This window comes from uncultured Flavobacterium sp., assembly GCF_951805225.1.
In the GTDB taxonomy this organism is placed as follows: domain Bacteria; phylum Bacteroidota; class Bacteroidia; order Flavobacteriales; family Flavobacteriaceae; genus Flavobacterium.
The window spans coordinates 4,864,006-4,883,476 of the sequence record NZ_OX638201.1 but is presented as its reverse complement, the minus strand read 5'-3'; the positions used below and the strand labels follow the sequence as shown (position 1 = coordinate 4,883,476).

Sequence of the window (19,471 nt, the reverse complement as noted above, 5' to 3'; positions counted from 1 at the left end):
ATGAAGAAGTTTATATACCTGTCAATTATTGGATTTTCGCTTGTTTCATGTGGCGGCGGAAGTGATGATTCTGCAACTCCTGAAGTTGTGAATGTTGCTCCTACTGTTCCTGCTTTAACAGCTCCGGTTGATAATAAATTATGCGTAGATAATACCGTTGGCTTTCAATGGAATGCTTCTACAGATGCTAATAATGATGTCATTACCTACCAAATTCAGGTAGCAAAAGATAATGCCTTTACTCAAATCGTAAAAACAAACGACGTTAATGCGAATAGTTCTTCGATAAGTTTAGACAAAAACACACCGTATTACTGGAGAGTAAAAGCTACAGACAGCAAAGGATTATCAAGTGCTTATTCGCCTACTTATAAGCTTTATACTACTGGTGAAGCTGTTGTAAATCATTTACCATTTTCTCCGGAATTAGTACAACCGGCGGTTAATTCTCTTTTGAATACTGCAACGGCAACTTTAAAATGGAATGCTTCAGACGTCGATGCGACAGATGTTCTTACATATGATGTGTATTTTGGAACTACAAATCCACCAACGGTAAAAGTTAGCGAAAACACAAGTGCAACTTCATTTGATGTAACCCTAAATGCTACAAAAGAATATTTCTGGAAAGTTGTAGTAAAAGATAATAAAGGTGGGGAAACTGTTGGTCAGGTTTGGAAGTTCAAAACCAATTAAAATTAAGTTAGAATTAAATTGTTAAAACTAAAAATCTCATTCGCCCCGGCGAATGGGATTTTTTTAGTTTAATGAATTATATTTTACTGTTTTTTAAAATCTTTAATTCCCCGCTTTACGGGTTCCCGTAAGGAATTTACAATTGTAATTTGTACAATTGCGCCACTGAATCATAAACTCAATCTATGAAAACAAAACTACTCTTGTTGCTGTTATTAGCAAATTTTTCTATTTATGCACAAAACACCGCAATACCGGACATTAATTTTGAAAACAAATTAATAGCTTTAGGTTATGATACAGCACCAGCAGACGGACAAGTACCTACTGCAAATATTTCTGGCGTAACATCTCTAGACCTTTCTAATAACTCTATTACAGATTTAACCGGTATTGAAGATTTTACGGCGCTACAGAATTTCAGATGTTCTTTTAATGATGTAACAACTGTAGATTTGTCAAAAAACCTCGCTTTATATGATCTTAGATTTGACGGATTACAAAAAAGCACACTGGATTTATCTAAAAATGTCAATCTCGAAATACTTTCATTCGTTAGAACTCCTTTAACGAGTATAGATGTTTCTGCAAATCTAAAGTTAAGATCACTGACAATTTCCGGAGGAGGAATGGCCGGAGGAGGATTAATCACAAGTATTGATCTTTCTCAAAACCAAAACTTAAGAACTTTGGAATTAAATGATCAAAAAATTACAAATCCGGATTTTAGTACTAATCCGTTATTGGAAAAAATTAGTTTTCAATCTAGTAATTTACCTAATCTTGATTTTTCTCAAAACATTGCTTTAAAAGACCTTAATCTTAATTATTGTTCTCAAATTCAAAGCATCGATCTTTCAAACAATATCAATTTAAGTGTATTGTCAATTTCACAAACAAAAATTAGCAATCTTGACCTTTCAAAAAATGCCGCATTAAAAATGCTAATTTGTGAAAATGCTGAGTATTTAGAAACATTGAATCTAAAAAACGGAACCAATACTTCTATTAATCCTGCTAATTTATATTTAAAAAAGACTCCTGGTTTATATTGTATTCTAGTTGATGATCCTCAATTTTCAGAAGCTAACTGGTCTGTGAGCAAGGAAGACTGGAAGCATTTTTCGGCTGTATGCGAAACTCCAAAATATACTTTAATTCCTGATCCGGCATTTGAAGGTTATTTGGCCATTAAAGGTGCTGGTAGTGTAATAGACGGAAAAGTATTAACAGCAGCTGTTGCAACTACAATTAAGGAGCTTGACTTGAATTACACAAACTATGTAGACATTAAAGACCTAACCGGTATAGAAGATTTTGCTGCTCTGGAAGTATTGATTACTCCACCAAGCAAAATGCAGAAATTAAATGTTACTAAAAATACAGCTTTAAAAACATTAAAATGCAACAATTTAGAAGCAAACACATTAGATGTTTCAAATAATATAAACTTAACTGTATTAGAATGTTCTAGTAAAAACTTGACATCACTAGACGTTTCAAACAACAAACTATTAAACGAACTATCTGCTACTTCTAGTGGTTTGACAACGATTGATGTTTCTAATAATACAGAACTAAAAAAGTTAGTCTTATATAATAACAAACTAACAAGTTTGGATCTTTCTAAAAATAATAAATTAACAGAAGTAAATACCTATTTAAACAGCACATTAAAATGTGTTCAGGTTGCAGATGTTGATTTTGCTCTTGCAAACTGGAAAATCCAAAAAGATAATACTACAAGTTATAATCTGGATTGTAACGTTTATACATTAATTCCTGATGCAAAATTTGAAGACAAATTAATTGCTTTAAGTATTGATACTGATGGTAAAAACGGAAAGGTTATTACAACAAGTATTGCATCTGTTAAAGCTTTAAATGTTAGCGGAAGCGGTATTACGGATTTAACCGGAATTGAAGATTTTGTTTCTTTAGAAGCAGTTGATTTTTCAAACAATGCATTAACAAGTGTAAATCTTTCGAACAATGTAAAATTAACCAGTTTCCATGCTGAAAAAAATCAGCTTACCGATTTAAACATCGAAAATTTAGTAAATCTAAAACGTTTGTATTTCGGAAACAACAAGTTGACTTCATTGAATACTTCAAAAAACACACTTTTAGAATATTTTAATGGTAATAATAACTTACTAACAAGTTTAGATTTTTCGGCTAATACTGCGTTAACTAATATTTATTGTACAGATAATGCATTAACCAGTTTAAATTTTTCTAACAACAGTACTTTGGTAACCTTATGGTGCCAACGAAACAAATTACCTGTTTTAGATGTCTCTGCAAATTTAGCTTTAAGCGAATTTACTTGCGGTCGAAATCAATTAGAAGTATTAGATGTATCTAAAAATACTGCTTTAAAAACATTCTCTTGTGAAGAAAATAAAATAAAAACTTTAGATGTTTCAAAAAATCCATTGTTAACAATCTTTCGTTGTAACATCAATAGTCTTGAAAGTTTGAATCTACAAAACGGAAACAATACTTTATTAGATAAAGCAAATCTAACTTTTACTTCAAATCTAAAATTAACTTGTATTCAGGTTGATGATGTAACTTATTCAGATGCAAATTGGACAACTTTAAAAGACGTTTCAGCTTCTTATAATTTAGATTGCAGCACTTATACTTTGATTCCTGACCCTAATTTTGAGGATAAACTAATTGCTTTAGATATTGATAAAGATGGTAAAAACGGAAAAGTACTAACATCAAATATTGCTTCATTAACATCTTTAAATGTTTCTAAAAGTTCTATTTCAGACTTAACAGGTATTCAGGATTTTAAGGCTTTAACAGACTTATATGTTTCTCAAAACCTTTTAACAAACTTAGATTTATCAAGCAATACTAAATTAGAAAATTTACAAGCTCAAAAAAATCAATTAGTTACTTTAAATGTTTCTAAAAATACAGCGTTGACTACTTTAGGATGTAGCGCTAATAAATTAACGACTTTAGATATTTCGACATTAACTGCACTAAAAGATCTTTCCTGTTCAATAAATAAACTGACAGATTTAAATGTTGAAAACAACCTGGCTTTAACCGATTTGAATTGCGGTTACAATCAGATTACTGGTATAAATGTTTCGAAAAACACAGCATTGGTAAATTTTTACGCTTACACCAATCAAATCACAAGTTTAGATGTTTCTAATAACATTTTGCTTCAGAACTTCATGTGTAACGATAACAAATTGACAGAGATAAATGTTTCAAAAAACACAGAATTAGTTCTTTTCGATTGTTTAGACAATCAATTAACAAGCTTAGATATTTCTAAAAATCCTAAAATAACTGAATTGGCTTGTGAGAATAATAAATTGACTTCCTTAAATTTAAAAAATGGCGGAAATACGAATTTAGATCTTACTTTTTCTAATTTTTCTAACAATCCTGATTTAAAATGTATTCAGGTTGATGACGTTGCTTATTCTGTTGCAACATGGTCCGCTATTAAAGATGCAACAGCCGAATTTAATACAGATTGCAGACCTTTTACTTTGATTCCTGATCCAAATTTTGAAGATAAATTGATTCTATTAAATATAGATAAAGATGGTAAAAATGGAAAAGTTGTTACTGAAGATATTGCATCAATTACAACATTAGACATTTCAAACAGTTCAATTGCAGACTTAACCGGAATTCAGGATTTTGCTGCTTTGACAACTTTAAACTGTTCTACTAATTCCTTAACAGCTCTTGATATTAGTGCAAACAAAAAATTGAGCGTTTTAAACTCTAGCACAAATCAAATCACTGCTCTAAGTTTAGACAACAATATTGCATTGACTGATGTAAATGTTGCTTATAATTTAATTACAAGTTTGAGTATTGTGAAAAATCCAGCTTTAATTAAAATTGATTTTTCAAACAATGCTTTGAATACTTTAAACTTAAAAAATGGTTTCAACACCAACTTAGATTGGTTTAGCGTTAATTTTACAAAAAACCCGGCTTTAAGCTGTATTCAGGTTGATAATGCTATTTATTCTAATGATAATTGGAATGGAAAATTAGACAAGACTTCTTATTTTACAGAAGATTGTAATGCTTTTACATTAATTCCGGATTCTAATTTTGAACAAAAATTAATTGATTTGAAAATCGATATTGATGGTAAAAACGGAAAAGTTCTAACTGCATCAATTTCAAAAGTTACAGATTTAAATGTTCAATTAAGCGAAATAAACGATCTAACAGGTATTGAAGATTTTACTGCTCTTGAATATCTTAATTGTCAGTTTAACAACTTGTCTTCTTTGAATGTTTCTAAGAATTCAAAACTAATCGAATTATACACTCATGGCAATAATCTAACAGCTTTGAACCTGACTGCGAATACAGAACTTACTACTTTGCAGGCTAATAAAAATCAAATAACGACCTTAGATATTTCTAAAAACACAAAACTGGTTTACATTAATGTTTCCGAAAATAAATTAAGAACATTAAACTTAAAAAACGGAAATAACAATAATTTCCAAGGTGCTTTATTAGTTAAAAACCCAACTTTAAGTTGTATTTCAGTAGATAATCCATCATTTGCAAACGCAAGTACTAGTATATTTTTCAAAGATGAAACGGCAAGTTTCAACACTGAATGTATTTTATATACTTTGATCCCAGATGTAAATTTTGAAAACAAATTGATTGCTTTAGGAATTGATTCAGGAACTCCGAACGGAAAAATTGAAACCTCTAAAATTTCTTCTATAACTGAGTTAGATCTTTATGGATCATTTATTACAGACTTAACCGGAATTCAGGATTTTGCTTCGTTGACAAGTTTAAGTGTTATGTCAAACAAATTAACAAGCGTTGATGTTTCTCAAAACTTAGCTTTAACGTATTTAAATGTTAGCTGGAATACTTTGACAACATTAGATGTTTCAAAAAATATTGCACTTGAAAACTTATCAATCAACAATAATAATTTTACAAGTATAGATGTTTCGCATAATAATAACTTACAATACTTTACTTGTTTATCAAATCAATTAACGGATATCGACGTTACCAAAAACCAAAAATTGAGATCTTTATGGTGTTCTTCAAATCAAATAACAACTTTAGATCTTTCTAAAAACACTTCTTTAACAGCAATAATTTGTACTGATAGCAAATTGTCAAGTATAAACTTAAAGAATGGAAACAATCAGTCGATAACAAATACATCTATCAATCTTAAAAACAACCCATTTTTAAAGTGCATCTTAGTAGATAATGCTTTATATTCTAATACATATTGGACAAGTTTCAAAGATGCTTCTGCTGGATTTTCGACTGTAGATTGTTCTTCAGTTACTGTTATTCCAGACCTTGCTTTTGAAGCCAAATTAATTGATTTAGGAATCGATACCGATGGTACAAACGGAACTGTTTTAAACAGTAGTATTTCATCATTGCTTACGCTAAACGTTTCAAATAGTTCTATTAAAGATTTAACTGGAATAGAAGGTTTTACTAATCTGAAAAATCTGGATTGTTCAGGGAATTTAATTTCAAATTTGAATTTATCTCAAAACAAACTTTTAGCAACTTTAGATTGCAACAATAATAAACTATTGAGCTTAAACTTGAAAAACGGAGATAAAACCAATTTTTCTTCAGGATCTAACTTTAGTAATAATGCAGATTTAACTTGTATTCAGGTTGAAGATGCTGATTATGCAACTACAACTTGGACAAGCATTAAAGATGCAACAGCAAGTTATAATGTAGATTGTAATGCTTACACTTCAATTCCGGATCCTAATTTTGAAGATAAACTGATTGCTTTAGACATTGACAAAGACGGCAAGAATGGAAAAGTTCTAAGTGCTAGTATCAAAAAAGTTACCTATTTAGATCTTTCCAATTCTAATATTTCTGATGCGACCGGAATCGAAGATTTTACATCTTTAACTTATTTAGATCTTTCTCTTAACAACTTAAGTACAATCAATGTTAGTCAAAACACTTTACTTCTTAAGTTAGATTTAAATTATAATAAGATTACCAATTTAGATCTTAGCACAAACAAAGAATTATTCAACCTGAGTTTTGCAGGAAATCAAATTTCAACAATTGATTTATCGCAAAATAAAAAGCTTCACTACTTATCGGCTGATTATAATTCATTAAGCGTACTTGATCTGACTGCAAACAATGAATTAGAAATTATTTCTTGCGGATCTAACAACTTAACGACATTGGATACATCAAATCACGCCAATCTAATTACTTTGTTGTGTGAATTAAACAAAATCTCAGCATTAAATCTTTCAAACAATCTTAAGTTAGATATTTTACAATGTTATAGTAACAATTTAACTTCATTAGACCTTAGCCACAATACAGAATTAACACGTTTAAATGCGGCTTCAAATAATATTACAAGTCTGGATTTATCCCAAAATAAGAAATTAGTTTTGGTATATCTTGTTCTTAATCCGTTGACAACTTTAAATGTGCAAAATGGAAATAATGAAAACTTCATTGTACCACCTGTTACTGGGAAAAAAATGGTTGATCCTATGAATTATACAAGCTTTTTGCAAATTAAGACACTTTCTTGTATTCAGGTTGACAATGTAGAATTTTCGAATTCAAAATGGTCTGGAATTAAAGAAACTTCAGCAACCTATTCTACAACTTGTAAAAATTTAGGCATTGAAGATTCTGTTTTTGAAAAAGTAGTGATGTTCCCTAATCCAACAAAAGGAGAAGTAACCATTAGTAATGTAACTTTAGAAAAAGCTACTGTTTATAATACTTTAGGTCAGCTTGTAAGATCCTTTACTTTAGATTCAGCAAATACAAGTAATACAATCGATTTATCAGGACTTCCAAGAGGAGTTTATTACGTATACTTAATCAATCAGGATGCGGCTTCTGCCAAAAAAGTGATTGTAGAATAATTACAATTAGTTAAAACTAAAAAATCCCATTCGCCTCGGCAAATGGGATTTTTTTATGATTTAAAGTTCTTTTTAAAGAATCTCTTCGCAAGTAAATACTTCTTTCAATCGAACACCTTTCTCTGTATGTTCAACTGTTATAATTTGATTGTGTGCGTCATGTTCTAAGAACAAATAATAATTATTATCCGCCGCTGCGTTCAAGAATTTAGATTTTTCCGGCATTGTCAATAAAGGTCTTGTATCGTAACCCATAACATACGGCAACGGAATATGTCCTGCTGTCGCCAATAAATCGGCACAAAAAACGATGGTTTTATCCTGATATTTAATATGCGGAATCATTTGCTTTTCGGTATGTCCGTCAACATAATAAATTCCAAAATTCATTTCTTCAGAAAAGCCAAAATCAGCTTCAGGACGTTTTATAAAATTCAATTGTCCGCTTTCCTGCATTGGCAAAATATTTTCGGACAAAAATGAAGCTTTTTCACGAGCGTTTGGTTTTGTCGCCCATTCCCAATGATTCTCGTTACTCCAATATTTAGCATTCTTAAAGGCCGGTTCGTATCCTGTTTTAGCTGAATTCCATTGTACACTTCCTCCACAATGATCAAAATGAAGATGCGTCATAAAAACGTCTGTAATATCATGTCGGTGAAAACCATATTTAGCCAATGATTTGTCTATAGAATGCGATCCCCAAAGCGAATAATAACCAAAAAACTTCTCAGATTGTTTGTCACCCATTCCGGTATCAATCAAAATCAGCCGATTTCCGTCTTCAATAAGTAAACAACGAGCTGCAATATCAATTAAATTATTAGCATCGGCAGGATTGGTTTTATTCCAGATTGTTTTGGGCACAACACCAAACATTGCGCCTCCGTCTAACTTAAAATTTCCGGATTCTATAGGGTAAAGTTTCATAAGCGTAATTTTCTAATAAGAAAACAAAGCTAGGAAATCCAATCTCCTTAAACTAACTCTAGTTGTTAAATTGCCCACAGATTTTACGGATTTAGCAGATTTACACATATTATTTTTTACGCCTTGATATAAATAAAACACAGCGAAAACCTGTTAAATCAGCAGAAATCCGCGGGCTAAAAATTTTTATTCCAAAGTAATTGAAGCGCTTCCCATGATTTCTTGTTTGTCGAAGAAGTTGACAAAATAGGTTCCTTTAACAAAATGATCATCTCCAGAATCTAAAATTCCATACACATTTGCTGGTTTTCCCTGAAAATCTACTGAGACAATAAAACTATAAACTAACGCTTTATCATTGCCGAATTCTATTAGTTTATTCTCGCCCAAAACAGTATTATTTTGATCCAGAACCTGAATATAAAATACTCTTTTTCCTGTTTTAGCAACAGAATTTCCATTGATCGAAAAACTAACTTTTAACTTCTTTGCACTTTTTGCTTTATCAGTTTCCAGTTCTTTACCAGATTTTTTTTCGCGAAGCGCAATCACTTTAAAGGTATTTAAGGATAATCTCGAAGCATCTTTTAACGTTGATTCTAATTTTTTTTGTTTGGAAATCAAAGTGTCATTTTCAGCTTTTTGTTGGTACATGACAACATTCTGGCTTTCAATTTCAGTTAATAAACTTTTATTCTGAGATTTTAAATTTTTAACTTCTATTCCTTTCGATACTAATGCAGTGTTCATATCTGAAAGTTGTTTTCTATAAATATGTATTTGTTCAACCGAAGGATTTTTAGAAACTTTAATGATTTCCATCAAATTTTCAATGTTCTTTCTTTCGATTTCTAATTGTTGCGATAATTCCGTTTTCTCAAGTATAGCCTGATCATAAGCCAACTTTAAATTCGTTAAAGAATCCAAAATATTCTTTTGCGCAAGATCTTCCTGACTTAATTTTAAATTTCCGGAACTACTTGATCCTTCTTTACTTTTCTCAACAATTTCATTTGACTCTTTACTAAAAATAAAGACTGTAGCACCTATTCCAAAAACAAAAAACACCGCTAAAAGTGCTTTTAACCACTTATCTTTGTACTGTTTTTTCATAATTACTCACAATTTTTTGCAAAAATACCAATAATTTGTCAGCACAAACAGGTATAAATACGGTTTTTTAACTTTAGAAAAAAGAAACCCTTTTTCGTTAAGCATTAAACATTCAAATCTTATTTCTCTTGATAATACATCAAAATAAGTTCTATCTATTTTAACATTTGTTATAATAATGTGAACCGTTATGGAAAAAGGTTTTTAAGTCGTATCTTTGCAGATAATTTCATTTCAACATTGAGTTACAGCGTTTTAAATTGTAATATTAAAATTACGATTTTAAAGAAAATTCGGTTGAAAATAAAAACAAATACCATAAACAATGATAAAAGTTTCTGATACAGCTAAAAAGAAAATCATCGATTTAATGAAAGACGATGGTTTTGATGCTGCTAGCGACTACGTAAGAGTAGGCGTGAAAAGTGGCGGATGCTCTGGTTTGTCTTATGACTTAAAATTTGACAAAACCAAAGGCGACGACGATAAAATATTCGTAGACAACGACATAACAATTGCAGTTGAAAAAAAATCATTCCTATATTTAGCCGGAACAATTCTGGAATTCTCTGGTGGATTAAACGGAAAAGGTTTTGTATTTAATAATCCAAATGCCAGCAGAACTTGTGGTTGCGGAGAATCTTTTTCGCTATAAATTAAAAAGAATTTAACGAAAGCAAAAATTTAAACGCTTAAGGAATTCTATTTTTTAAGCGTTTTAAAAAACTAAAAAATGTCAAAATACACTGAAGACGATTTAAAAATCGAACTCGAAACTAAAGAATACGAATACGGATTTTACACTGATATTGAATCAGATACATTTCCTATTGGCTTAAACGAAGATATCGTAAGAGCTATTTCTCTTAAAAAAGAAGAACCACAATGGATGACCGATTGGCGTATCGAGGCTTTTCGTGCATGGAAAGAAATGATCGAACCGGAATGGGCAAACGTTCATTATGAGAAACCTGACTTTCAGGCAATATCATACTATTCTGCTCCAAAACAAGTAGATCCAAACAAAACTCTAGATGATGTAGATCCGGAACTTCTTGAAATGTACAAAAAGTTAGGAATCTCTGTCGATGAACAAAAAATGATGAACAATGTCGCTATGGATATTGTTGTCGATTCTGTTTCTGTAGCTACTACTTTCAAGAAAACTTTGGCTGAAAAAGGAATTATTTTCTGTCCAATTTCAGAAGCTATAAAAGAACATCCGGAATTAGTTCGTAAATATTTAGGAACTGTTGTACCTCAAAAAGACAACTTCTATGCAGCATTAAACTCAGCAGTTTTCTCTGACGGAAGTTTCTGTTATATTCCAAAAGGCGTTCGTTGCCCAATGGAACTTTCAACTTATTTCAGAATCAATCAGGCAGGAACAGGACAATTCGAGAGAACTCTTGTTATTGCTGATGAAGGAAGTTACGTTTCATACCTTGAAGGTTGTACTGCACCAAGTCGTGACGAAAATCAATTGCACGCTGCTGTAGTTGAATTAATTGCTATGGATGACGCCGAAATTAAATATTCTACCGTTCAAAACTGGTTCCCAGGAAACAAAGAAGGAAAAGGTGGAGTTTATAACTTCGTAACTAAAAGAGGTTTATGCGAAACAAACGCAAAAATTTCTTGGACACAAGTAGAAACTGGTTCTGCTGTAACCTGGAAATATCCTTCTTGTGTATTAAAAGGAGATAATTCGGTAGGAGAATTTTATTCAATCGCCGTTACCAATAATTATCAACAAGCAGATACGGGAACTAAAATGATCCATTTAGGTAAAAATACTAAATCGACTATTATTTCTAAAGGTATCTCAGCTGGTAAATCACAAAACAGTTACCGTGGATTAGTGCAAATTAGCCCAAGAGCTGAAAATGCTCGTAACTTTTCACAATGTGATTCTCTTTTAATGGGAAACAATTGTGGAGCGCATACTTTCCCTTATATCGAAAGTAAAAATCCATCGGCTAAAATAGAGCACGAAGCAACTACAAGTAAAATTGGAGAAGATCAGGTTTTTTATTGTAACCAAAGAGGTATTCCGACTGAAAAAGCGATTGCCTTAATTGTAAATGGTTTCAGTAAAGATGTATTGAACAAATTACCAATGGAATTTGCTGTTGAAGCTCAAAAATTATTAGAGATTTCTTTAGAAGGATCTGTAGGTTAATTGCAAAATGGAAGGTAAAAAAGTAATCATTTTAGGTTCATCCAGAAAAAACGGAAACACAACCCGAATTGTTGATGAAATTTCTAAAGATACCGGAATCGATGTAATTGACTTAAGTGATTATAGTATTTCTTATTATGATTACGAAAGCAAAAACAAAGAGGATGATTTTCTTCCTTTAATAAGAAGAATACTCGAACAGTACGACACCTTAATTTTTGCAACACCAATTTATTGGTATAATATGAGTGGAATTATGAAGGTTTTCTTTGATCGTTTTTCGGATTTAATCCGAATTGAAAAAGAAACCGGAAGAAAACTTAGAGGAAAGAAAATTGGCGTGATATCAAATTCACACGACAATGAAATTGAAGAAAGTTTTTACATCCCTTTCAAAAAATCAGCCGATTATTTAGGCATGGAATATTTAGGACACGCACATTTTAATGCAGACATCCTAAACCAAACAACAAAAATAGAATTGACATTTATATAAAATAAAAAAAACAATGTTATCAATAAAAAACCTTCACGCCTCAATTGGTGATAAAGAAATCCTTAAAGGAATTAATATAGAAGTTAAAGCTGGCGAAGTACACGCTATCATGGGACCAAACGGTTCTGGAAAAAGTACCCTTTCGGCTGTAATTGCCGGAAACGAAAACTACGAAGTTACTGACGGAGAAGTTTTCCTTGACGGAGAAGATCTTGCTGATCTTGCTCCAGAAGAAAGAGCACACAAAGGAGTTTTCCTTTCGTTTCAATATCCTGTAGAAATTCCTGGAGTAAGTGTTACAAACTTCATGAAAACTGCAATCAACGAAACTCGTAAAGCAAATGGTCAAGCCGAAATGCCGGCTAACGAAATGCTAAAAGTAATTCGTGAGAAATCTGAATTATTAGAAATCGATCGTAAATTTTTATCTCGTTCTTTAAACGAAGGTTTTTCCGGAGGAGAGAAAAAAAGAAACGAAATCTTTCAAATGGCAATGTTAGAGCCAAAATTAGCTATTCTTGACGAAACCGATTCTGGTCTTGATATCGATGCTTTAAGAATTGTTGCTAATGGAGTTAACAAATTGAAAAGTGAGAAAAACGCAATTATCGTAATCACACACTACCAACGTTTGTTAGATTATATCGTTCCGGATTTCGTTCACGTTCTTTACAACGGAAGAATCGTAAAATCAGGCGGAAAAGAATTGGCTTACGAATTGGAAGAAAAAGGATACGACTGGATTAAAGCAGAGAATTAAATTTGTTTCAAGTTTCATGTTTTTTTAGTTTCAAGTTGAGCTACATTTGTAGGTTTAAACTTAAGCATTAAAAAACAGAAATATGGCAACAATTAACAGATTTGAGGATTTAGAAATTTGGAAAGAAGCTCGACGATTAGCGAAAGAAGTTCATCTTATCGCAGTTCATACAGAGTTAAGATCAGATCTCAGATTTAAAAATCAAATAAAAGCTTCTTCTGGCTCAGTGATGGATAATATTGCTGAAGGATTTGAAAGAGATGGGAATTTAGAGTTTCGACAATTTCTATCAATAGCAAAAGGTTCTGCAGGAGAAACAAGATCTCAGCTTTATAGAGTTTTTGATTTTGAATATATTTCGGAGCAAAAATTTGAAGCTTTAAAAACAGATTACGGAAATTTAAGTGGTAAAATAAAAAACTTTATTACTTATCTCAATAAAAAAGATTTCAAAGGAAATAAGTTTCAGTAGAAAACCTGAAACTGAAACAATACGGATTCAAAGGAATTAAGTCACAACAGGCAACCTGAAACTTGAAACCTGAAACACCGAAGGAAACAAAAACAAAATGGATTTAAAAGAAAAATTAGTATCGTCTTTTATGGCTTTTGAAGAGCGTGTCGATGTACATTCAGATTTACACGACATACGCACAAATGCTTTAAAAAACTTTGAAAATAAAGGTTTCCCAACCAAAAAAGAAGAAGCTTGGAAATATACATCGCTAAACGCCATCTTAAAAAATGACTTTACGGTTTTTCCTAAGCAAGAAAATGCAATTGAATTTAATCAGGTAAAAAAATACTTTTTACACGAAATCGACACTTATAAATTGGTATTTATCGATGGCGTTTTTAGTTCGCATTTATCTTCTACAACACATGACGGAATCGATGTTTGTTTGATGTCATCGGCATTGACCAAACCAAAATATAAAATGATTATTGATACTTACTTCAATCAAATCGCAAGTAAAGATGATAGTTTGACTTCATTGAATACTGCTTTTGCAAGTGAAGGAGCTTTTATTAATATTCCGAAGAAAAAAGTTGCAGATAAGCCAATTGAGATTATGTATTTCTCAACTGGAAATGAAGCTGCATTAATGGTTCAGCCAAGAAATTTGGTTATTGTGGGCGAAAATTCACATGTTCAAATTATCGAGCGCCACCAAAGTTTGAATGAAAATCCTGTTTTAACCAATTCGGTTACAGAGATTTTTGCTCAAAAACGTGCGATTGTTGATTATTACAAAATTCAAAACGATAATAGTGAAGCCAATTTAATTGACAACACTTACGTTTCGCAACAACAAGAAAGTCATGCTTATGTGCACACTTTCTCTTTTGGAGGAAATTTGACTCGTAACAATTTGAATTTTTATCACTTTGGTGAAAGATTGACAAGTACCCTTAACGGAATTTCTATCCTAAATGACAAACAACACGTTGATCATTATACTTTGGTAAACCACGCAACGCCAAATTGCGAAAGTTTCCAGGATTATAAAGGAATTTTCTCTGATCGTTCAACAGGAGTTTTCAACGGAAAAGTTTTGGTAGAAAAAGAAGCTCAAAAAACAAATGCTTTCCAAAAAAGCAATAACATTTTATTGAGTGATAAAGCTACTATCAACGCAAAACCACAATTAGAGATTTTTGCTGATGACGTAAAATGTTCTCACGGTTGTACAGTTGGACAACTTGATGAAACTGCAATGTTCTACATGCAATCTCGTGGAATCCCGAAAAAAGAAGCTAAAGCTTTATTGATGTACGCATTCTCAAATGCCGTTATCGAAAGCATTAAAATACCAGAATTAAAACAAAGAATTACTAAAATCATTGCCATGAAATTGGGCGTGAATTTAGGATTTGATTTGTAGAAAATTCTATTCGGCATTATATTCAAACCCGACAGGTTTTAAAAACCTGTCGGGTTTTCTGTATCTAAACTATTTTTTTACTGTAAAAAGCAATATAAATCCAAGGAAAAAAAGGCTTAATCCAAGGAAAAAAGAAATTGTACTTATTGGATGTCCCAATGGTGTCGTAAATCCAAAACCTGCAAGAAGCCAACCAATAATTACAAAACAAATAGGTAATAGATAATTTTTCATTATAAATTTATTTTTTAACCGAAGAAATTATCCCTTTTAAAAAGCCATTAAAATCAAATCCCGGTTCTTCTTCCTTCACTCCCATTCTCACGATTACCATATCCAGAGACGGAATAATTGCCACCATTTGACCTTGATATCCGCTGCAATAAAACATATCACGAGGAACATCAGGGAATTTCCCTCCAGCGTTTAACCAAAACTGAGCACCATATTTTCCTTCTGAAGTATTTGTTGGAGTTGCTGTATATTTTACCCAGCTTTCGTCCAGAATTTGTTCTCCATTCCAATTTCCTTTATGGAGATATAATAATCCAAATTTCGACCAATCCCGTGGTGTCGCCCATCCGTATGACGAACCAACAAAAGTTCCCGACATATCTTGCTCGACAATCATCGAATTCATTCCGATTTTGTCAATTACAGCACTGTACCAAAAATCAAGATATTCTTGTTGCGTTTTAAATTGTGCTCTTAAAATTCTGGATAATAAATTAGTTGTTCCTGAAGAATAATTCCAATGTGTATCTGGTTTGAATTGTGCCGGTTTATCCATTTGAACTTTCCCCATATCTTCGGCCTGAAAAAGCATTTTTGTAGCATCGCAAATCGTACTGTAATTCTCTTCCCATTCTAAACCGGAATTCATATGAAGTAAATCATTTATCGTGATAATTTTACGATCATCATTTTTCCATTCGGCAATTGGAGCCGGTTTATAAATATCAATTTTTCCTTGTTTGGCTAAAACTCCAAAAGCAGAACTTGTAATACTTTTTGTCATCGACCAACCTAGAATTTTACTGTCTTTATTAAAACCAGTATCGTATTTTTCGCCAATCAATTTGTCTTTATATAAAACTACAACGGCGCGAGTACGTTTTGCTTTTCCTCCATTTTTATCGAAAGAATCATCAATGACTTTCTTCAATTTTGAATAATCAACATTCGAAAAAGCAGAATCCTTCGGTTCATTATTCCCGTAAGGAAAAGGAAGATTATTTACCAATTTGGTTCTCTTTGGAAGCAAATATGGCTTCGAAACATCATAATCATCATTAATCAAAGTTGCTCCAAGTCCTTCGCGATAAATTGCTTTTCGCTCTTTTAAGCCATAAACATTTGAAGTTGCAAATTTTCCAGCATCATTAATTGTATTTGTTGCCAAATCAATCATATCAATATCATTGTCGGTTTTCTCGATTAATTCTTTCGATCTATGATCTAAAAAATGACCCGACGCAATACTTTTGGCTGAAAAGCCGGAAATCAAATCAAGTTTCGGATAAGTTGTGAATCCAAAATACAGAAATGCAAGAACTAAAACAAGCGCAAGTAATTTGAGAAATTTTTTCATAATTATAGTTAGATGTTTTTAATGCAATATAATTAATTTATGTTCACGATATTATGAGTCAATTTAGAATTATAACTCATAATGTTTACAAAATAGAATCAAATTTTACAGAATCAACATATCAGCTTCTAATTGATGGCGCCATAAAAGGAAATTATGGAATAGCCGCATAAAACAATTTAGTTTTAGTACTTTTGTAAATAGAATTTTTCTAAATAAGACATGTTAGACATCCAAAAAATAAGAGCTGATTTTCCGATACTTTCGGAAAAAGTAAACGGAAAACCTTTGGTTTATTTTGATAACGGCGCAACTTCGCAAAAGCCACAAATTGTGATCGATGCAATCGCAAAATATTATCAGGAAATCAATGCCAATATTCATCGTGGCGTTCATACATTAAGTCAATTGGCAACTGATGCTTATGAGATTTCAAGAGTGAAAATCCAACATCATATTAATGCTAAATTTTCGCATGAAGTACTTTTTACTTCTGGAACAACACACGGAATCAACCTTGTAACAAATGGTTTTGCTTCTATTTTAAAACCTGGAGACGAAGTTGTAGTTTCTTCACTGGAACATCATAGCAATATTGTGCCTTGGCAAATGTTATGCGAGAAAACCGGAGCAACTCTTAAGGTTATTCCGATGAATGAAAATGGCGAATTGATCATGGAAGCTTTTGACGCTTTACTTTCAGAGAAAACTAAAGTTGTTACTGTAAATCATATTTCGAACGCATTAGGAATCATAAATCCTATCAAATATATTATTGAAAAAGCACATGCGGTTGGTGCAGCTGTTTTGATTGATGGCGCTCAGGCAGTTCCGCATTTAAAACCGGATGTTCAGGATTTAGATTGTGATTTTTATGCTTTTTCAGGGCATAAAATGTGTGGTCCAACCGGAACCGGAATTTTATACGGAAAAGAAGAATGGTTAAATAAATTGCCTCCTTATCAAGGTGGCGGAGAAATGATCAAAGAAGTTACTTTCGAGAAAACGACTTACGCTGATCTTCCTCATAAATTTGAAGCGGGAACTCCAAATATTGCTGGAGGAATTGTTTTAGGAACTGCTGTTGATTATTTAAACAACATTGGTTTTGATAATATTCAGGAACAAGAAAATGCATTATTAGCGCACGCGACAAAGCGTTTGTTAGAAATTGAAGGTTTGAAAATTTACGGAACCGGAAAAAATAAAGCTTCTGTGGTTTCGTTTAATATTGACGGAATTCATCCTTATGATATTGGTTCAATTATCGATAAATTAGGAATTGCCGTTAGAACCGGACATCATTGTGCTCAACCTATTATGAATTTTTTCTGTATTCCGGGAACTATTCGTGCTTCATTTTCTTTTTACAATACAATCGAAGAAATTGACACAATGGTTGAAGCGGTTAAAAAAGCAAAAACCATGTTAAGCTAAAAAAAACTCTTTATATGAAAATATTATCTTTATTGCTCTTAACGATTTTCATCGGGACAAGTTGTTCAAGTCAAAAAACAGCCGATATGACAAGTACACAAATAGAATATTCTGCAATGTCTCGTGGTCTTTACAAAAAGATAATGGTTCAAAATAAAACAGTTTCTATTATAAATGGTAAAAATACCGAAGCTGTAGAAAGCAAAATAAGCGACGCAAAATGGAAACAAATTGCAGCAGAATTTTCAAAGATTAACTTAGAAAGTATTCCAACTCTAAAAGCTCCAAGTGAAAAACGTTTTTATGATGGCGCTGCAATTGGAAACTTAAAAGTTGTCCAGAATCAGAAAACATATGAAACTAAAGGTTTCGACAATGGCAATCCTCCAAAGGAAATAGAAAAATTGGTAAATTTGCTACTGGATTTTACGAAAGAATAATTATGACAATAAAAGAAATACAAAACGAAATAATAGACGAATTTTCGATGTTTGATGACTGGATGCAGCGTTATGAGTACATCATCGAATTGGGAAAAAGTCTTCCGTTAATCAAAGAAGAATACAAAACTGACGAGAATTTAATCAAAGGTTGTCAATCAAAAGTATGGTTGCAAGGTGAACAAAACGATGATAAAATTGTTTTCACTGCAGATAGTGACGCTATTTTAACTAAAGGGATTATTGCGATTTTAATTCGTGCATTCTCTAATCAAAAAGCTGAAGATATTATAAATGCCGACACTCAATTTATTGACGACATTGGTTTAAAAGAACATTTATCAGCCACTCGCGCAAACGGATTGGTTTCGATGATTAAAAATATCAAAATGTACGCTTTGGCTTTTGATTCAAAAAACAAAAACTAAATTTTTAAACCATATAAGTTATATAAGAGAATATAAGCTTTGTGTTTACTTTGCAAACAAAATAAAGAACATTTAAGTTTGCTGTTAAATGAAGTTCTATTATATAGTAAAAAACAATTAAAGTAAGTTTTATCTTTCTTTTTATTTTTATATCTTGCTAAGAAAGCATGATTACAAAGAAATATTTGACTGATTTAATTTACCATGTAAATGGTGCAGCAATTGAAGTTCATAAAAATATTGGAGCCGGACTTTTAGAGAATATTTATCATAAATGTATGATTAAGGAATTATCTTTAAGAGGAATTAATTTTCAATCTGAATTAATAATTCCGGTTGAATATAAAGGCGTAAAATTGGAATCTGATTTAAGATGTGATTTATTTATTGAAAACTGCTTAGTTCTGGAATTAAAAGCTGTTGATAAAATTATACCAATTCATATTGCAAAATTAATGTCATACATGAAGCTTTTAAAATCTCCGATAGGACTAATGATAAATTTCAATGTTACAAATATTTATCACGAAGGTCAAAAAACATATATCAACGAATTATACCGTTGGTTAGAAGATTAACAAAT

At 31.7% G+C, this 19,471-nt stretch carries 16 protein-coding genes; 12 read left to right on the top strand and 4 right to left on the bottom strand.

Features of this window, described 5'->3' with window-relative positions:
• A complete protein-coding gene (locus tag WN975_RS20355) occupies window positions 1–696 on the top strand; it encodes a hypothetical protein (RefSeq protein WP_337968083.1) in 696 nt (231 codons plus the stop codon).
• Window positions 697–881: 185 nt separating this feature from the next.
• Window positions 882–7,625: a T9SS type A sorting domain-containing protein gene (locus WN975_RS20350; RefSeq protein WP_337968082.1), complete on the top strand. Its 6,744-nt coding sequence runs from the start codon at window positions 882–884 to the stop codon at window positions 7,623–7,625.
• Window positions 7,626–7,697: 72 nt separating this feature from the next.
• Here WN975_RS20350 and WN975_RS20345 read toward each other — a convergent pair whose 3' ends face one another.
• Both WN975_RS20345 and WN975_RS20340 read right to left on the bottom strand, forming a co-directional pair.
• Entirely contained in the window at window positions 7,698–8,555 is an 858-nt protein-coding gene (locus WN975_RS20345) for an MBL fold metallo-hydrolase (RefSeq protein ID WP_337968081.1), read from the bottom strand.
• A 186-nt stretch (window positions 8,556–8,741) separates the two neighbouring features.
• Window positions 8,742–9,668, bottom strand: a complete 927-nt coding sequence (locus tag WN975_RS20340; RefSeq protein WP_337968080.1) for a hypothetical protein — start codon at window positions 9,666–9,668, stop codon at window positions 8,742–8,744.
• 325 nt (window positions 9,669–9,993) lie between these two features.
• Here WN975_RS20340 and WN975_RS20335 point away from each other — a divergent pair, with 325 nt between their 5' ends.
• The 6 genes from WN975_RS20335 to sufD all read left to right on the top strand — a co-directional run bounded on the left by WN975_RS20335 (window position 9,994) and on the right by sufD (window position 14,992).
• A complete protein-coding gene (locus tag WN975_RS20335) occupies window positions 9,994–10,323 on the top strand; it encodes an iron-sulfur cluster assembly accessory protein (protein ID WP_055097560.1) in 330 nt (109 codons plus the stop codon).
• A 78-nt stretch (window positions 10,324–10,401) separates the two neighbouring features.
• Window positions 10,402–11,850, top strand: a complete 1,449-nt coding sequence (gene sufB / locus WN975_RS20330) for a Fe-S cluster assembly protein SufB (RefSeq protein WP_337968079.1) — start codon at window positions 10,402–10,404, stop codon at window positions 11,848–11,850.
• Window positions 11,851–11,857: 7 nt separating this feature from the next.
• Window positions 11,858–12,346 carry a flavodoxin family protein gene (locus WN975_RS20325; RefSeq protein WP_337968078.1) on the top strand — a complete coding sequence of 163 codons (489 nt, stop codon included), beginning with the start codon at window positions 11,858–11,860 and terminating at the stop codon, window positions 12,344–12,346.
• 13 nt (window positions 12,347–12,359) lie between these two features.
• A complete protein-coding gene (gene sufC / locus WN975_RS20320; RefSeq protein WP_059114661.1) occupies window positions 12,360–13,106 on the top strand; it encodes a Fe-S cluster assembly ATPase SufC in 747 nt (248 codons plus the stop codon).
• 82 nt (window positions 13,107–13,188) lie between these two features.
• Window positions 13,189–13,578, top strand: a complete 390-nt coding sequence (locus WN975_RS20315) for a four helix bundle protein (protein ID WP_099710280.1) — start codon at window positions 13,189–13,191, stop codon at window positions 13,576–13,578.
• 97 nt (window positions 13,579–13,675) lie between these two features.
• Entirely contained in the window at window positions 13,676–14,992 is a 1,317-nt protein-coding gene (gene sufD / locus WN975_RS20310) for a Fe-S cluster assembly protein SufD (protein WP_055097568.1), read from the top strand.
• 69 nt (window positions 14,993–15,061) lie between these two features.
• Here the strand turns inward: sufD and WN975_RS20305 are convergent, their stop codons facing one another.
• Both WN975_RS20305 and WN975_RS20300 read right to left on the bottom strand, forming a co-directional pair.
• Window positions 15,062–15,226, bottom strand: coding sequence for a hypothetical protein (locus tag WN975_RS20305; RefSeq protein ID WP_337968077.1), 165 nt, complete (start codon window positions 15,224–15,226; stop codon window positions 15,062–15,064).
• 7 nt (window positions 15,227–15,233) lie between these two features.
• Window positions 15,234–16,583 carry a serine hydrolase gene (locus WN975_RS20300; protein WP_337968076.1) on the bottom strand — a complete coding sequence of 450 codons (1,350 nt, stop codon included), beginning with the start codon at window positions 16,581–16,583 and terminating at the stop codon, window positions 15,234–15,236.
• A 222-nt stretch (window positions 16,584–16,805) separates the two neighbouring features.
• Here WN975_RS20300 and WN975_RS20295 point away from each other — a divergent pair, with 222 nt between their 5' ends.
• From WN975_RS20295 to WN975_RS20280, 4 genes are all read left to right on the top strand, one after another.
• Entirely contained in the window at window positions 16,806–18,020 is a 1,215-nt protein-coding gene (locus WN975_RS20295; RefSeq protein WP_337968075.1) for a cysteine desulfurase, read from the top strand.
• A gap of 14 nt (window positions 18,021–18,034) precedes the next feature.
• Window positions 18,035–18,460: a hypothetical protein gene (locus WN975_RS20290; RefSeq protein WP_337968074.1), complete on the top strand. Its 426-nt coding sequence runs from the start codon at window positions 18,035–18,037 to the stop codon at window positions 18,458–18,460.
• Between the two features lie 2 nt (window positions 18,461–18,462).
• Complete coding sequence (locus WN975_RS20285; RefSeq protein ID WP_337968073.1) at window positions 18,463–18,888, top strand: SufE family protein; 426 nt, start codon at window positions 18,463–18,465, stop codon at window positions 18,886–18,888.
• A 167-nt stretch (window positions 18,889–19,055) separates the two neighbouring features.
• Window positions 19,056–19,466, top strand: a complete 411-nt coding sequence (locus WN975_RS20280; protein ID WP_337968072.1) for a GxxExxY protein — start codon at window positions 19,056–19,058, stop codon at window positions 19,464–19,466.
• Window positions 19,467–19,471: the final 5 nt, after the last annotated feature.

What these genes read in the sequence shown, in the direction of transcription:
- WN975_RS20355 (WP_337968083.1), top strand. Translation starts at nt 1, where the DNA reads ATGAAGAAGTTTATATACCTGTCAATTATTGGATTTTCGCTTGTTTCA.
- WN975_RS20350 (WP_337968082.1), top strand. Translation starts at nt 882, where the DNA reads ATGAAAACAAAACTACTCTTGTTGCTGTTATTAGCAAATTTTTCTATT.
- WN975_RS20345 (WP_337968081.1), bottom strand. Translation starts at nt 8,555, where the DNA reads ATGAAACTTTACCCTATAGAATCCGGAAATTTTAAGTTAGACGGAGGC.
- WN975_RS20340 (WP_337968080.1), bottom strand. Translation starts at nt 9,668, where the DNA reads ATGAAAAAACAGTACAAAGATAAGTGGTTAAAAGCACTTTTAGCGGTG.
- WN975_RS20335 (WP_055097560.1), top strand. Translation starts at nt 9,994, where the DNA reads ATGATAAAAGTTTCTGATACAGCTAAAAAGAAAATCATCGATTTAATG.
- sufB (WP_337968079.1), top strand. Translation starts at nt 10,402, where the DNA reads ATGTCAAAATACACTGAAGACGATTTAAAAATCGAACTCGAAACTAAA.
- WN975_RS20325 (WP_337968078.1), top strand. Translation starts at nt 11,858, where the DNA reads ATGGAAGGTAAAAAAGTAATCATTTTAGGTTCATCCAGAAAAAACGGA.
- sufC (WP_059114661.1), top strand. Translation starts at nt 12,360, where the DNA reads ATGTTATCAATAAAAAACCTTCACGCCTCAATTGGTGATAAAGAAATC.
- WN975_RS20315 (WP_099710280.1), top strand. Translation starts at nt 13,189, where the DNA reads ATGGCAACAATTAACAGATTTGAGGATTTAGAAATTTGGAAAGAAGCT.
- sufD (WP_055097568.1), top strand. Translation starts at nt 13,676, where the DNA reads ATGGATTTAAAAGAAAAATTAGTATCGTCTTTTATGGCTTTTGAAGAG.
- WN975_RS20305 (WP_337968077.1), bottom strand. Translation starts at nt 15,226, where the DNA reads ATGAAAAATTATCTATTACCTATTTGTTTTGTAATTATTGGTTGGCTT.
- WN975_RS20300 (WP_337968076.1), bottom strand. Translation starts at nt 16,583, where the DNA reads ATGAAAAAATTTCTCAAATTACTTGCGCTTGTTTTAGTTCTTGCATTT.
- WN975_RS20295 (WP_337968075.1), top strand. Translation starts at nt 16,806, where the DNA reads ATGTTAGACATCCAAAAAATAAGAGCTGATTTTCCGATACTTTCGGAA.
- WN975_RS20290 (WP_337968074.1), top strand. Translation starts at nt 18,035, where the DNA reads ATGAAAATATTATCTTTATTGCTCTTAACGATTTTCATCGGGACAAGT.
- WN975_RS20285 (WP_337968073.1), top strand. Translation starts at nt 18,463, where the DNA reads ATGACAATAAAAGAAATACAAAACGAAATAATAGACGAATTTTCGATG.
- WN975_RS20280 (WP_337968072.1), top strand. Translation starts at nt 19,056, where the DNA reads ATGATTACAAAGAAATATTTGACTGATTTAATTTACCATGTAAATGGT.